The organism is Sutterella sp. KLE1602, assembly GCF_001578585.1.
Taxonomy (GTDB): Bacteria; Pseudomonadota; Gammaproteobacteria; order Burkholderiales; family Burkholderiaceae_F; genus Sutterella; species Sutterella wadsworthensis_A.
In genome coordinates this window covers 1-14,652 of record NZ_KQ968534.1, presented here as the reverse complement: position 1 = coordinate 14,652, position 14,652 = coordinate 1, and the positions used below count along the sequence as shown (strand labels likewise).

Annotated in this window: 12 protein-coding genes; 9 read left to right on the top strand and 3 right to left on the bottom strand. The window is 67.4% G+C overall.

Going from position 1 to position 14,652, the window contains the following annotated elements; genetic code table 11:
* Positions 1–37 precede the first annotated feature (37 nt).
* Genes HMPREF3036_RS06000 through HMPREF3036_RS05965 form a run of 8 tightly spaced genes read left to right on the top strand, consistent with a single transcriptional unit; the run spans position 38 to position 9,566 of the window.
* On the top strand, positions 38–1,705 hold the full coding sequence (locus HMPREF3036_RS06000; RefSeq protein WP_062332493.1) for an ABC transporter ATP-binding protein/permease: 1,668 nt from the start codon (positions 38–40) through the stop codon (positions 1,703–1,705).
* Complete coding sequence (locus HMPREF3036_RS05995; RefSeq protein WP_062332490.1) at positions 1,702–4,596, top strand: M16 family metallopeptidase; 2,895 nt, start codon at positions 1,702–1,704, stop codon at positions 4,594–4,596. The genes HMPREF3036_RS06000 and HMPREF3036_RS05995 overlap by 4 nt, the downstream gene beginning before the upstream one ends.
* Positions 4,596–5,360 carry a DUF3450 family protein gene (locus tag HMPREF3036_RS05990; RefSeq protein ID WP_005434418.1) on the top strand — a complete coding sequence of 255 codons (765 nt, stop codon included), beginning with the start codon at positions 4,596–4,598 and terminating at the stop codon, positions 5,358–5,360. The genes HMPREF3036_RS05995 and HMPREF3036_RS05990 overlap by 1 nt, the downstream gene beginning before the upstream one ends.
* Positions 5,360–6,676, top strand: a complete 1,317-nt coding sequence (locus tag HMPREF3036_RS05985; protein ID WP_062332487.1) for a MotA/TolQ/ExbB proton channel family protein — start codon at positions 5,360–5,362, stop codon at positions 6,674–6,676. The genes HMPREF3036_RS05990 and HMPREF3036_RS05985 overlap by 1 nt, the downstream gene beginning before the upstream one ends.
* A 14-nt stretch (positions 6,677–6,690) precedes the next feature.
* On the top strand, positions 6,691–7,248 hold the full coding sequence (locus HMPREF3036_RS05980; protein WP_062332483.1) for a MotA/TolQ/ExbB proton channel family protein: 558 nt from the start codon (positions 6,691–6,693) through the stop codon (positions 7,246–7,248).
* A 35-nt stretch (positions 7,249–7,283) separates the two neighbouring features.
* Positions 7,284–7,691, top strand: coding sequence for an ExbD/TolR family protein (locus tag HMPREF3036_RS05975; protein ID WP_062332522.1), 408 nt, complete (start codon positions 7,284–7,286; stop codon positions 7,689–7,691).
* Complete coding sequence (locus HMPREF3036_RS05970) at positions 7,666–8,337, top strand: energy transducer TonB (protein ID WP_156469756.1); 672 nt, start codon at positions 7,666–7,668, stop codon at positions 8,335–8,337. The genes HMPREF3036_RS05975 and HMPREF3036_RS05970 overlap by 26 nt, the downstream gene beginning before the upstream one ends.
* A complete protein-coding gene (locus HMPREF3036_RS05965; RefSeq protein WP_156469755.1) occupies positions 8,334–9,566 on the top strand; it encodes a tetratricopeptide repeat protein in 1,233 nt (410 codons plus the stop codon). Before HMPREF3036_RS05970 ends, HMPREF3036_RS05965 begins: the two co-directional genes overlap by 4 nt.
* 75 nt (positions 9,567–9,641) lie before the next feature.
* Here the strand turns inward: HMPREF3036_RS05965 and dcuC are convergent, their stop codons facing one another.
* On the bottom strand, positions 9,642–11,012 hold the full coding sequence (dcuC, locus tag HMPREF3036_RS05960; RefSeq protein ID WP_005434406.1) for a C4-dicarboxylate transporter DcuC: 1,371 nt from the start codon (positions 11,010–11,012) through the stop codon (positions 9,642–9,644).
* A 42-nt stretch (positions 11,013–11,054) separates the two neighbouring features.
* A complete protein-coding gene (locus HMPREF3036_RS05955) occupies positions 11,055–12,479 on the bottom strand; it encodes a lyase family protein (RefSeq protein WP_005434403.1) in 1,425 nt (474 codons plus the stop codon).
* A 193-nt stretch (positions 12,480–12,672) separates the two neighbouring features.
* Between HMPREF3036_RS05955 and HMPREF3036_RS05950 the strand changes: the two genes are divergently transcribed.
* Entirely contained in the window at positions 12,673–13,680 is a 1,008-nt protein-coding gene (locus tag HMPREF3036_RS05950; protein ID WP_005434401.1) for a LysR family transcriptional regulator, read from the top strand.
* A gap of 79 nt (positions 13,681–13,759) precedes the next feature.
* On the opposite strand, the gene HMPREF3036_RS05945 is transcribed toward HMPREF3036_RS05950, so the two are convergent.
* Complete coding sequence (locus tag HMPREF3036_RS05945) at positions 13,760–14,452, bottom strand: porin (RefSeq protein WP_005434399.1); 693 nt, start codon at positions 14,450–14,452, stop codon at positions 13,760–13,762.
* Positions 14,453–14,652 lie beyond the last annotated feature (200 nt).

The window sequence follows — 14,652 nt, the reverse complement described above, 5'->3', positions numbered from 1 at the left end:
CGCCGCCCGGCCCGCTCCTCACTTCAATACAAGTCCCATGCATCAGCTCAAGACCTTCTGGCGGCTCGTGCGTCCCTTCTGGATGCAGAGCACAGGGCGCACGGGCGCTCGCCTGCTGCTTCTGGCCGTCATCGGCCTGTCGCTCTCGACCGTCTGGTTCTCCGTGCGCCTCAACACCTGGAACGGCGCCTTCTTCAATGCCATTCAGGCCATGGACGGCGGGACGATCTACCCGCTTCTTCTGGAATTCATCGCGATCGTCGCGGCCTTCGTGTTCGTCCTCGTCTATGCGGACTGGCTGCGCAAGAAGCTCGTGATCGAGTGGCGCCGCTGGATGACCGAGGACCTGCTCGGCCGCTGGCTCTCCGCCGACGGCCGCCACTACCGCCTGCAGCTCGCGGGCCTTGAGCCCGACAACCCCGACCAGCGAATCGCCGAGGACGTGCGGCTCCTGATCGAATCGTCGCTCACGCTCGTCATCTCCTTCCTGCGCTCGCTCCTCACCATCGTGAGCTTCGTCACCATCCTCTGGACGCTGTCGGGCACGCTCGAGTGGACGATGTTCGGCACCGAGTGGGCGCTTCCCGGCTACATGGTCTGGACCTGCATCGGCTACACGCTCGTCGCGACGGGGCTCACGCACGTGATCGGCCGTCCCCTGATGAAGCTCAACTTCGAGCAGCAGAGGCGGGAGGCCGACTTCCGCACCTCGCTCTTCGACATCCGCCGCCACGGCGAGTCGATTGCGGGCCTGGGCGCCGAGGAGGCCGAGCAGGCGAGGCTCAGGGCTTCGTTCGAGCGTATTGTCGGCAACTGGCGCTCGCTCATGAACAGGGAGCGAGACCTCGCGTTCTTCACCGTGGGCTTCGGCCAGGTGACGCAGCTCGTGCCCATCTTCTTCGCGCTCCCGAAGTTCCTCTCGGGCGCCATCCAGCTCGGCGGCCTCATGCAGATCCGCATCGCCTTCCAGCAAGTCGCCTCCGCTATCGGCTGGTTCATCTACGCCTACCGCGACATCGCCGAGTGGTCGGCCACGGTCGACCGACTCGCGGGCTTCGAGGCCGCCCTGAGCGCGCCCCTTCCGGGAAGCTGCGTCAGGCAGGGCGAGCACGTCGCCGCCTGCGGCCTCGTGCGCTCGAAGACGGGCGAGCCGCTTCTTGAAGACCTCCGCCTCGGGGCCGAGCCCGGCCGCCTCACCGTCGTGAGGGGTGCTTCCGGCATCGGCAAGACCACGCTCCTTCGCGCCCTCGCGGGCTTCTGGCCCTGGGTCGAGGGACATCTTGAAAACAGGCCGGGCGCCGTCTGGCTCACGCAGCGCACGTGGCTCGCGCCGATGCCGCTCAGAGAGCTGCTTGCCTATCCGCACGGTGCTGATGCCGTCTCGAGGAGCGGCTGCGAGGCCGCGCTTCGCGACGCAGGGCTAGAGCGGCTCGTCCCGCTTCTTGACGAAGATGAACCCCGCAGCTGGATGAACACGCTCTCGGGCGGCGAGCAGCAGCGCGTGCTTTTCGCGCGCCTGCTGCTCGCAAGACCCGCCGCCGTCCTCATGGACGAGACGACCTCGGGGCTCGACGACGCGCTCGCCGTCAGGCTTCTGACGCTCCTCAGGGAGCGGCTCCCCGACACCACCTTCCTTCTGGTCTCGCACCAGCCCGCGGTCCATCGCATTGCGGACCGCCTCTACGATCTCGGAGAACGAGCATGAACAAAATCAGGACAGGCCTGCGCGCCGCACTGCTGGCCGCGGCCGTGTGCGAGGCGCTTTTCATCATGACGGGCTGCACCGCCGCGGACCGCACGGGCGGCGCCGAAGCCGCCCGCAGCGAGGCGACCGTGAGCGAAGGCGTGCTTCCGACGGCATCCGCCATGAAGCGCCGTGTTCTGCCCAACGGCATGACGGTGTTCCTTTATCCGCGCAGGGATGCGACGGGCAGCCTCGAGGCGCGCCTCGTCGTGCGCGCGGGTAGCCTTCAGGAGACCGAGGAGGAGCGCGGGCTTGCACACTACGTCGAGCACATGGCCTTCAACGGCACGCGTGACTTCCCCGACCAGAGCGCCTTCAAGGCGCTTGAGGCCGACGGCATCATGCTCGGCGCGGACGTCAACGCCGTCACGTCTCTCGGCGGCACCACCTACAGGCTCTCCGTCCCCCAGGCCACCCGCACGGGGCTCGACACGGCTCTGCACATCATGCGCGAATGGGCCTTCAACATCATGTTCAGGCCCGAGGCCTTCGAGCGTGAACGCGAGATCATCGTCGAGGAGTGGCGCCTGAGGGAAGGCGTGGGCGCACGCATCAACGGGCCGCTCCAGACCCTTCGCTACGAAGGAAGCGCTTCGCGCGACCGCGATCCGATCGGTCTCATCGACGTGATCCGCACGGCGCCCGTCGAGCGCGCGAAGGCCTTCTACGAGCGCTGGTACTCGCCGCAGAACATGACGCTCCTTCTCGTGGGCGCCTTCGACGAGGCAACGGCGGACGAGCTCATCGAGCGCTATTTCGCCTCCGAACCTGCCCGCGGGCTCGAGACGCCCGCCGACTGGGGCCGCTTCGAACCCGTTGCAAACGAGGATCGCCTGACGACGCTCGTGCTCGACCCCGAGGTCTCGGACCGCTTCGTGCAGATCCAACTCCAGCGCACGCTCGAGTCGACCTCCGACACGGTGAACGAGGCGTGGCGCGAGACGATCGAGCGCCTCACCCTCGACATCCTCGGCCGCCGCTTCGCGCTCATGAAAGAAAACGGCGGACAGGGCTCGCTTCAGGCGCCCGAGTCGAGCTGGATCCTGTCGCCCTCCGAGACGCAGGTTCTGCTCCTTGCGCGCCCCGGCACGGACGAGCCGCTTGAGGCCGCACTTGAGCGCGCCTCGGGTGCCCTGAAGACGCTCGCCGCCTTCGGACCCTCGAAGGAGGAGCTCGACGCCGCCGTGAGGGCAAGACGCGACGCGGTCCGAAGCCGCAGGCTCGCCGCCGTGCGCATTTCGAACGCGAGCGTCGCCGACGACTTCGCCGACGCCGTCGTCTACCGGCTGCCGATGCTCGACGAGACGCAGCAGGACGAAATGGTCTCGGCCTTCCTCGCCGAGGTGACGGCGGACCACGTCAGGGCCTCCGCCTCAGCGCTCCTTGCCTCCCGCGTCAAGCTCGGCGCCGTTGCGGGCGCCTCCGAGAAGACGTCGAAGGCCTCGCTTCGCGCCGCTTGGACGAAGGGCGTCGCCTCGCCCGCAAAGCCCTGGACCGAGGTAAGGAGGACCGTGTCGCTCGATCTCACGCCGCCCGCCGGTCCCGTCACGGCCGAAACGACGGTTCTGCCGTCGCCCACGGGCTCGGGCCGCGCCCGTCGATTCGAATTCGCCAACGGCCTGAAGCTCGTGATCATCGAGGATCCGTCGCTCACGGGCAGGACGACCCTCAACCTGAGGCTTGCGGGCGGCACGTCCGCGGTCGATCACGGCCTTCTCGCCGTGCCCGCCGCACTCACGCTGCCGATGAGGTCCGGGATCGGCTCTCTTACGGCCGCCGACATCCGCCGTGTTGCAAGGGACGCAAAGGTCTCGGTGATGAGCTACGCCGAACAGCTCCACCACGGCATCAGGGCCGAGGCCGACCCTGAGGGCGTGCCCGCCATGATGGCGATCCTGCACGCCAGGCTCTCCGCTCCGAGGTTCGACGAAAAGGCGCTCGCCGACATGCGGCGCGACCGCATCAGGGACCTCGAGCATGCACCCGCCGAGCGCCGCTTCATGGACGCAATCGCCCGCGATGCGTTCACGGCGGGCGGCACGATGGTCGCAGGCAGGGACGACGTGGATGCGCTCGCCTCGACCGAGAAGCTTTCCGCCCTTGAGGCGAAGCTCCTCGGCGACCCGTCGCGCATGACGGTGACGATCGTCACGAGGGAGTCCGTCGAGAAGACCTATGAAGAGGCGGCACCCTGGCTCGCCTCGCTCGCCAAGCGCGGCGAGGGTTTCGAGTTCTGGCGCGATCAGGGCGTGAGGCCCGCGTCCGGCACGGGCGTGAAGGTCTGGCCCTGGGCCACGGCCGACAAGGCCATGGTGCAGATGCACTATCGGTCCGCCATGCCCTGGAGCGAGGCCGACTCCGACAGGCTGAGCCTCATCGGCTATGCGGCGAATCGCGCGCTGCGCGAGTCGCTCAGGACGAAGGCCTCAGGCGTCTACGTTGTGAACCTCAATCCGCTCCTCGTGAAGGAGCCCGCCCCGTACTTCATCGGCCGCCTCAACTTCACGTCCGCGCCCGCGAGGGCCGAGGATCTGGCAAGGCGCGCCGACGAGGTTCTGAAGACACTCGCCCGCACGGGCATCGACGCGGCGGCCTTCGAGGAGCTCAAGGCCGAGTGGCGCGTGCGCCATGAGCGCGACGTGCGCGACGCCTACTACTGGTGCGAGTCCGCCGCCATGACGGACGGCTCGAGGGCGGCCTTCGAGGATCTCGCGGGGAGGACCGCACGGTTCGAGGCGATCGGCCTCGAGGACACGAACAGGCTTCTCGCAACGCTTTTCGGGGACGAGCCCCGCACCTACATGATGACGCCCGCGGACCGAAGGAGCGCCGCGACGGCCGGAGACAAGTGATGACGAACTTCAGGAAAACGGCCCTCGCGCTTGCGTCGGCCTTCATGATGGCGGGTGCCGCAGGCGCGGCCGGCCTGCCCGACATTCTCGAGCGTGACGCCGCGGGCACGTCTGCCGCGCAGAAGGCGGGCGCCGAGCTCGCCCGCCTCGTCGACGGAAAGGACGACGCCGAGGCCGCAAGGCGGATGGAGGAGCGCGAGGCAAGGCTTCTTGCGCACTACCGCGACAAGCTCGCCGCATCCCTCTCGCGTCTCGAGGCCTCCGAGGCCGCCATCGAGGCGGAGCGTGAGTCCGTGCGCCGCATGCGCATGGAGACTGGGCCCCTCATGGACGAGATGGCGGCCTCGCTCGCCGAGGTCGTGGCGGCGGACAGGAAGTTTCTTTCGGGCGAACGCCGGGCGAGGCTCGAGAACCTGCGCGCCGTGCTTGCCGATCCGACGCTCACCGACGGCCAGAAGATGGACGTACTCCTTGATGCCTGGCAGGTGGAGGCGAGCTACGGCCTCACGGTCGGCGCCGACCGCGGTGTCAACGACTCGGGCGCGCTCGCCGTCTTCCTGCGCATCGGCAGGCTTCTTCACGCAGAGGTCTCCGAGGACGGGCGCCGAGCTCGCATCGAGACCGCGGACGGCTGGCGCGAGCTCTCCGAAAAGGATGCCGCCATGCTCGCCGAAGCCGTGAAGACCGCTTCGGGCGCCGCTGCGCCCGATCTGATGCTCGTCGCCGAGTCGCTCCTCGGCGAGGCCGTGAAGGAGGCGAAGTGATGATCTCCCGTGTTTTCAAGAGGACCGTTTTTGCCGCAGTCGTTGCTGCTGGCATTCTTGCCGGAACGGCTGCGCACGCCATCACGCTTGACGACGTATACCGAGCTGTCGCTCAGGGGACGAGGGTCGAGGCGGCTGATGCGAAGGCGGCCGTCGATGCCATGAGGGCGTCCGCCGCCGCTGCAGGCGCGGCCCGTGACGAGGCCGCCCGAACGAAGAAGTCGCTCGAGGCCGAGGTTGCGGCGCTTGAGGAAGCCGTTTCGGCCGCTCAGGAGCGCGTGCGCGAGAGGCGCGCGAAGCTCGAGAAGGAGAGGGCCTCGGTCGAGGCCGTGCTCGCCTCGATCGAAAGGCACGAAGGACTCCTCACCGAAGCGGTGATGAAGACCCAGATCGGCAGGAGCGAGGCCTTCATGGACGATGCGCCCGTCTCGAAGACGGACGGCGTCGCACGCCTGCGCCGCCACTGGGTGAGGGCCCTCGGGGCCGTCGCCGGGTCGGCGGGCGTGAGGACGGTCGAGGACGCCGTGATCTACGACGCTGCGGGCGCGCCCTCGAGGGGCACGGTGACGCTCTACGGTCCCTTTGCCGCGAAGGCGGGGGACGGCGCGTGGCTCCGATATCTGCCTTCAGAGCGCGTCTGGCGTCGCCTTGCGGACGATCCCGGCATTCCAGTGGGCGTTGTGGCGCTTGATCCGTCCTTCGGCAGGCTGCTTGCGGGCTACGCCGAGCGTCATTCGGCCTGGGCCTGGATGAAGCCCGCAGGCGTCATCGGCATCTTCATCGGACTCGTGGCTGCTGCGGCGCTTCTTCTGGGCTTCCTGCGCTGGACGGCGCTCGCCCTTGAGGAAAGGCGTGTGCGCAGACAGCTCGAGGACATGGAGAATCCGCGCGAGGACAATTCGCTCGGCCGCATGCTCGCGGCCGCGAAGGAGAGCACGGACGAACTCCTCGAGGCGAAGCTCGATGCGGCGATCGTCGCCGAGCGTCCCGGGTTCGAGCGCGGCGTCGCGACGCTTGCGGTGCTCGCCGGCATTCCGACGCTTCTCGGTCTGCTCGGGACTGTGAGCGGCATGATCGAGACCTTCACGGTGATGAGCGAGCACGGCTCGGCCGAGCCCGGCCTTCTGGCGGGCGGTATCGCCGAGGCGCTCGTCACGACGGAGCTCGGCCTTGTGTCCGCGATTCCGATCCTGCTTCTTCACTGCGCCGTGAAGACGAAGCGCGACGCGCTCTTCTCGCATCTCGAGGAAGCCGCCTCGACCCTTGCCGTGCGCGAGGCCGCGGGCTGCTGCGGCGCCTGCCGCAGGGACGAGTGAGTCGGGGAGGCGCCATGAACGAAGCACTTGCAGGCTTCTGGTGGTTCGAGGACCTCTCGCTCCTGATGGACAGGGGCGGGCACGTCCTCTGGGCGATCCTCGTCCTCTCGACGGTGCTCTGGATGATTCTTCTCACGGGCGCGAGGCGCCTGAAGGACGCGGAGAAGGCCTGGACGGCCGCCACCGCCGCGCCTGCCCTCGAGTGGGCGACCGCGACCGCCGCGTCGCGCCGCCGCATGATGCAGGCGGTCCTCGTGCGCGTGAGGCGCACGGCCGCGGCCGAGGCCGCCTGGGCCAGAGTGATCGTGGCGCTCCTGCCGCTCCTCGGACTTCTCGGCACCGTGACCGGGATGATCGAGAGCTTCGAGACGCTCTCCGCCGCAGGGGGCTCCGACCCCGGCGGCCTCACGGGCGGCATCAGCGCGGCGCTCCTCACGACCCTTGCGGGACTCGTGACGGCGCTTCCCGGAGTCTTCGCCGTGCACCGCCTCGAGCGAAGGACCGACCGCCTTGCGGACAAGGTGCGCGCAAGGCTGCGCAGGTTCATGCGGCCCTCGTGCTGCAGGTCCTGAATGCAGGTTCAGGAAAAATGAAATGAGGTTTGATCATGAGATTTGAACACAGGGATGGCCGCGAGCGTGACGCGGGCATCGACATGACGCCGATGATGGACATCGTCTTCATCATGCTGATCTTCTTCGTGCTCACTGCGAGCTTCACGCAGACGCAGACGCTCGACGTCGAGCGCCCGTCGACGGCCTCGCACGACAAGTCGGCCCCCGAGGCCCTCGTCGTGAGCGTGGACCGCTCGAACATCATCTGGTTCGACGGCAGGCAGGTGGGCAAGGAGGAGGTTACGGGACTCGTGCGCGGCGCGGCCGCGGGCAGGCCCGTGAGCGTCGTCGTCAACGCCGACAGGCTCGTGCCCTCGGGCCTGCTCATCGAAGTCATCGACCAAATCCGTCTGGGAGGCGTCGCCAATGTGGCCGTTGCAACCAACGCAGGGCATTCCTGACCGCCTCGCCGCCGCCCTGGCGGCCCTCGTCGTGACGGGCGCGGTGCTCACGCTCATCCTGATGCTCACAATGGGCGGACGGCATGAGGCGAAGCGCGCGGTGACGCTTCCCGTCGTCTACTGGTCGGGTCCTCCGCCCGAGGCGCCCGACGAGACGCCGCCCGAGGAGGTCCCCGTCACGGCTGAGACCGTGCCCGAGGTGTCGGCGCCCCCGAAGCCCGTCACGCTCGCCTTCGAGTCGCCCGCAATAGCCGCGGCCGGCCTGCCGATGCCGAAGTACGAGATCGGCAGGCCCACGGTCGATCGCGTCATGACCGTGCCCGATTTTTCGTTCGAGTCGCCCGCCGCTCCCGCCGCCGCAGCGCCCTCAGCGCCCGCCGTGAGCTCGATCGCGCTCGCAAGGCCCGTGCACAGGGTGCCGCCTCAGTATCCCGTGAAGGCGAAGCAGCAGGGCATCGAGGGCTACGTCGTCATGGACCTGCGCATCAACGCCGAGGGCCGCGTCGAGGATGTGCGCGTCGTGCGCGAAAAGCCCGAGGGCGTCTTCCGCGCCTCCGCCCTGCGCGTCGTGCGCCGCTGGGCCTTCATGCCGCCCGCGGAACCCGCGTGGCAGCGCCTCACCATCCGCTATGAGCTGGAGAAATGATGAAGCTGATTCCGAGTCCGCCCCTGAAGTCCGTCGCTGCCCTTGCGGCCGTTGCGGTTTTTGCCTGCATGCTCGCGGCCTCGCCCGTCAGGGCGGGCGCCTTTGAGGAGTACCGTGCGGCCGACATGAAGCTGCAGTCCGTCAGGGAAGGCGACGCCGAGGGGCTTCGGGCAGCGGGCGTGCTGGTCGAGTCCTTTTCGAAGCGCTGGTCGCAGGGCGCCGCCTCCGAGCGCACGATGGCCGCCTACCTGATGCTTCGTTGGGGCATCGCGTCGGGTCGCCATCAGGCGGCCTACGGTGCGGCGCTCGTGCTTCTCGAGCTCAAGCCTTCGCCCGAGCAGAGGCCGGGACTTCTGAAGCTCGCCGCCCAGCTGGGTTATCAGAGCGGGCGGTTTGAGGCCGTGCCCGGACACGTGGACGCCTGGATTGAAGTGAAGGGCATGCCGCGCACGGCGGCCGAACGCGCCGAGACGGCGGAGATGATGACGCTGGCGGCCTATGCGCTGCACGAGCTCGAACGCGACCGTCAGGCGCTCGCCCGCGTGAAGCAGGCCTACGGCATCGCACCTGCCCGGGCGCGCGGCGACTTCGTGCTCGCGCTCTGCGCCTCGCTCGGCGACGTGAAGGCCGAGCGGGCCTTCCTGCCCGTGATGGTGCGCGACTGGAACGAGACGCCCTACTGGAGCAGATGGGGCTCGCTCGTGCAGCAGGCGGGCGACGGACGTCAGGCGCTCGACATTCTCTCGAGCGCCCGCAAGGCGGGACGCCTTGACGAGCGTCTCGTGCCGCTTCTTCTTTCGCTCGTGATCGAGCATGACGCGCCGACCAAGGCGCTTCGCATCCTCGAGGAGCATCCCGAAGCCTGGAAGCCCGAGGAGCGGCGCATGCTGCAGACGGCTCTTCTCGTGAAGTGCGGCCGCAGGGCCGAGGCACTCGAGCTCTTGAGAAAGGCGGAGGACGGCGGCGCAGGGAAAGGGAGAGAGCGCATGGCGGTCGAGCTTGCCTTTGCCGAGGAGGACTGGACGGGTGCAAGAAAGGGCGCGATGAGGCTCGCCGAAAGCGAGACGAAGCCTGCCGAACGGGACCGCTGGCGCTTCCTCTCGGGTCTTTGCGCCTACAACCTGAAGGACTATGCGGGTGCGGCCGAGGCCTGGGCGTCGGTGGAGACCGAAAGGTGGCGCAGCCTCGCGGCGCCCTGGCGGGCCGAGGTGAAGTTTCTCCTGAGCTGATGCAAGTCGGGCCGCCCAAATGAACGGGCGGCCCGACTCGCTCCGAGGAGCAGGGGACTTTTGGTCGGATTCTGTTTATCCGAAGAAGATCATGTTCGCGATGATCGTGGTGAACATGCCTGCGATCATCGGGATCCAAGTGCGGCGCACGACGGCCATGGGCGAGATGCCCGCAGCGCCTGCGACGGCGATGATGACGCCTGCGACCGGGCTCATGGCGCGCAGCATGCCGGAGGCGAACTGCATCGGCGTGACGAGTGCGGCGACGGAGCCGCCGAGGCCCGCGGCGACGTCGGGAGCGAGCGAGGCGAAGGACGAGTAGGCGCCGACGCCCGAACCCGTGAGGAACGTGACGGCGGAGACGATGGCCGTGAGGATGACGGTCATGACGCCCATGCCCGCTCCGATGCCCTGGGCGGAGTTGATGAGCGCGTCGATGAGGCCGGAGACCTTGAGGCCCGTGGCGAAGAACTCGGCGCAGATGATGAGGGCGACGATGCCCGCGAACATCTTGCCCATGCTCTGGAACATGGCCATGGCGTCCTTGAAGACCTTCTTGACGGACTTCGTGCGGATGATCTCGACGATGACGACGCCGACCCAGACCATGAAGAGCGCGGAGATCGTGTCGAGCTTGATGGACGTGACGACGAGCTTCGAGAAGATGATGAGAAGGACGATCGGCAGGACCGGGAAGATCGCATACCACTTCGGAGCGGCGGGCGCGTCGGAAGCCTTCACCTCGGCGGCTTCGGAGTAGACGTCGTCGTTCTTCCTGTCATAGTGGCGCTGCACGAAGTAGTGCGCGATGCACACGACGATGAGCGTCGGAATGGCAAGGACGAGCTGGTACTGCACGAGGTAGATGATCGGGTCGAGGTTCGCGACCTTGGCGGCGAGGTTGGCGGTGCCCGCCGTCGGCGCGAAGGTCATGCCGGCGGAGGTGCCGATGACGGCCGCGGCCGATGCGGCCGAGGTGCCCACGGCCTTGAGGATCGGGAAGAGCGCGACGAGAAGCAGCATGGCGAGGCCGGCTGCGGACGGAATGACCATCACGAGGATCTGGCCAACGAGGTAGCCGCCCACGAGCACGAGGTACGGCGCCTTGAGCATGCTGAGCGGCTTGACGGCGATGTCGACGAGCGCGCGTGCGGCGCCGATGCGGTCCATGTAGGCCGCAAAGCCGCCCGCAGTCATGATGAGAAAGCCGATGCCGGCGCTCTGCTTCGTGGCGATGCTCTTCAGGGTGTTGAAGATGTCGAAGAGGAAGAAGCCCGAGGGCTTCACGCCCTTGGGCAGGAAGCTCGCGTCGGTGAGGCCTGCGGCGCAGAGCAGCAGGACGAGGCCCGCGAAGAGCAGGACCATGTGCGTCTGGTAGCGCTTGATGAGCGCCCAGCCGGCGACGATCGTCACGGCGACCGCGATCCAGGGCATGAGTGTTTGCATGATGTTGTTCTCCAGTTTGTTCGGACGTTTTCAGCTCTGGCTTCAGAGAAGCTTCCTGAAGGCTTCGTCGAGGTCCTCGAGGGCCTTCGCGACGCGGGCCTCTTCGGCCTCGCGTTCGGCGCGCAGGGCGGCGAGCCTGCCTGCGTCGGCCTCAAGCATCTTCCTCACCTCGGCGGGCGAGGCGCTGCCGGCGGTGCGGCGGGCGGCGACGATGCTCCTCGGGTCGAGCGCGGCGCGGAATTCCTCCTCGCTCATCGGAAGCTCGGCGGGGCCTTCGGGGTATTCCTCGGAGACCTCCTCGCGGTAGATGCGGCGCATCTGCGCATAGGGGAATTCGAGCGGGAGCACGTTGTTGGCGCGGGCCCAGCCGACCATGCGGCTCGCCATGTGGTGGCCGATGCGAAACGGCAGACCGTGGTCGCGCATCAGGCGGTCGGCGATTTCCTGGGAGGCCGTCCAGTCGCTGTTGAGTTCCTCGAGGGCGCGGGCGGGATTGATCGTGAGCGCCGCGAGCACCTTGCGAAAGCGCGTGAGCATCGTCATGGCGGTCTTCATCATGCGGGCGTTCTTCTCGACGCGCTTGCCGTCGATCATGCCGGGCACGACGTTGTGCGCGCGCAGGAAGGCTGCGTTCATCTCGCCGATGACGTCCGAGCAGTCCTCGCGGCAGTTGTTCATGAGGCCGGGATTGCGCTTCTGCGGCATGGCCGAGGAGACGTAGGTGTTCTCGCCGCCTTCCTGCAGGATGATCCAGGGGCGTGGCTGCGCGTACTGGACCATGATGTCGTCGACCATCGAGCCGATGCGCACGGCCGCGGCGGCGAGCGCTGAGGCGACCTCGAGCGGCATGTCCACGGGCGCGAGGCTCGTCGCGTCGAGCGCGTTCTCGACGGGACGCGGAAAGCCGAGCGCGGCGGCCATCGCGTCGCGGTCAAGGGGCCAGCCCGTGCCGTTGAGGACGGTGGCGCCCATCGCGCACATGTTGAAGCGGGTGTGGCATTCGGAGAGGCGTTCGCGCACGCGAAGGAGCGAGGCGGCGATGCCGAGGAGATGATGGGCGTAGGAGGTCGGCTGCGCGGCGACGCCGTTCGTGTAGCTCGGCACGATCGTGTCGACGTGGCGTTCGGCAAGCGCAAGCAGGTCGCCGATCACGTCCTCGAGGCCTGCGGCAAACTCAAGCGTTTCGTCGCGAAGGATCGCCGTGCGCTGCGTCGAGAGGATGTCCTGGCTCGAGCGGCCCGCGTGAATGGCGGTCACGCCCTGGCCCGCGGCCTTGATTAGAAGCGGCTCCCATGCGATGTAGCTTTTGACGCGAAGCGCGGGATCCGCCTCGCCCATGGCCTCGACGGCCGCAATGCCGGCGGCCGCCCTGCGGGCGAGGTCCTCGCCGAACTGGCCGTTGCGAAGGCCCGTCACGACCGTTGCGCGGTTGACGGCGTTGAGCCAGAAGAATTCGTCCTTTTTCACTTTCAGGTCCTTTGGGGCGGCCCGGATGCGGCCGCTCGGTGTTGGTAATGGCACAAGTCTGCCGCCGCACAAGGGAGCGCACAACCACGTGCAACGCAAAATGACTTTGCGAAAAACGCAAAGTATTGCGTCGCTCGGAGACGACGCTCGGCTATGATCGGAATGTGCATCATCAGGATTTCCGGAGTTCATCATGAGCAAGACGGACGACCTCTCGGCGTGGCGCGTCTTCGTGACCGTCGCGCGAAGCGGCACGCTCAGCGCGGCCGCCAAGGCGCTTGACGTGGAGGTCTCGAGCATTTCCCGCGCGATTGGCGGGCTTGAGAAGGCGCTCGGCTGCGAGCTCATCCGCCGCAACATGCGGCCGATGAAGCTGACGGAGGCGGGACAGGCTGCCCTGAAGCGCATGGAGACGATACTCAGAGCGCACGATGGTCTGATGGAGGCGCTCGTCAACGACAACCGCGCGCTCACGGGCCGCGTGAGGCTCTCGTCCGCACCGGGCTTTGCGACGAGAAAGCTCGTGCCCTTCATCCGCGAGTTCACCGAGGCGCACCCCGGGATTTCGGTCGACATCCAGACGGGCGGCACCGAGGCCGACGTCGCGAAGGGCTTTGTCGACGTGGCCGTCATCACGGGCGAGCCGACCTTGCCGGGCCTCGTCTACGTGAGTCGCGGCAGAAATCTCTATCTTCCCGTCGCTAGTCCCGACTACATCAGCCGCAACGGGTTGCCCGTCACGCCCGAGCAGCTCAGGCAGCACCGCGGCTACATCTACGCGGGTCCCGTCCGTCCCGAGACGAAGGTGCTCTGCAGAGGCGCGGTGAGCGCGCCCGTCGAGTACGGCACGGCCGTGCGCTCGACCGACGTGCTTGCGATCCGGGAGGCGGTGCTCTCCGGCATGGGCGTTGCGGCCGACATGCCGCTCGTGCAGATCTACGAGGATCTTGCCGAAGGCAAGCTCGTGCCGATCCTTCCGGGCTGGAGCCGTCCGCCCGTCGAGTGCTACATCGTGACGAACCGCGATGCCTGGCACATGAAGCGCGTGCGCGTCTTCTTCGAGTGGTTTGCGGCCGCCATGCGCAGCACCTTTGCAGGCTACGAGCGGGCCGTGAGCTCCTTCGTGGGGCTCCCGCCCGACAATCCGCCTGCAGAGAGAACGGAAATCCGGTTCACGGAATCCCGCAAGCGCCGTGCGTGAGGATCGGATTCGCGGAGAATGAAGAAGGGGCCGCCGTCTGGGGACGGAAGCCCCTTTGTTCGTCAGGACTCAGGACTTGTCAAAAGCTGTGGCAGATGCCGAGCATGGCGGCCCTGACCGTGTCGGTCTTCTTGGAGCCTGAGACCTCCTTGCCGTTCTCCTTGTAGGTGCGGTCGACGTAGGACGCGGCGGCGTAGAGGTACGTGCGCTTGCTGAGCGGATAGTCATAGCCGAGCGCGATCTGCCAGGCGTCGGCCTCGACCTTGACGTCGGTTCGCTTGCCCGACTTGACCGTGACCGTGAAGGTGTCGTAGTCGCCCGTGACGTAGCCCGTCTGTATCTTGAGCTTGCCGCCGAGGACCTCATGGGTGGCGCCGAGAACGACGGCGTGGCTGTCGAAGCCTTCATTGCCGCACAGGGTATTTTTGGTGTCCTTGTGGCGCGTCATCTGGTTGCCTACCTTCTCGACGTTGTGGCCGTACTGATAGGCGCCGTAGAGCGTCAGGTCGTCGAGTTTCCAGCGGATACCGAGGTTGTAGGTCTGCGAGTCGTCTCGGTTGTAGGGGCTCGAGCCGCGCTCGTAAAAGTAGTTGTCGGCCACGAAGACGACGCGGAGCGGACCGCGGCGGTACTGGGCGCCGAGGGCGGCGAATCGGTCGCGCTGCGAGCTCGGCACGGCATCGTCGCCGTCCACGCCGTTGGAGTATTCGCCGTAGAGCCTCAGGCCGGCCATGTCGGGCGATTCGTAGCGGATCATGTTGTCGGCGCGCATGACCTGATGGTTGATGATCTGCAGCGCCTAGGCTTCCTTGTAGAGGTTGCCGAAGACCGTATAGCTGTTGAGGAAGATCGAGCCGTTGACGCCCGATCCGAGCGCGCCCTGTCGGCCGAAGCGGACTTCGCCGTAGGGAGAGGCGACGCCGAGGTAGGCGTTGCGGTTGAACGGATTCCCCGCGCATTCCCCATCCATGT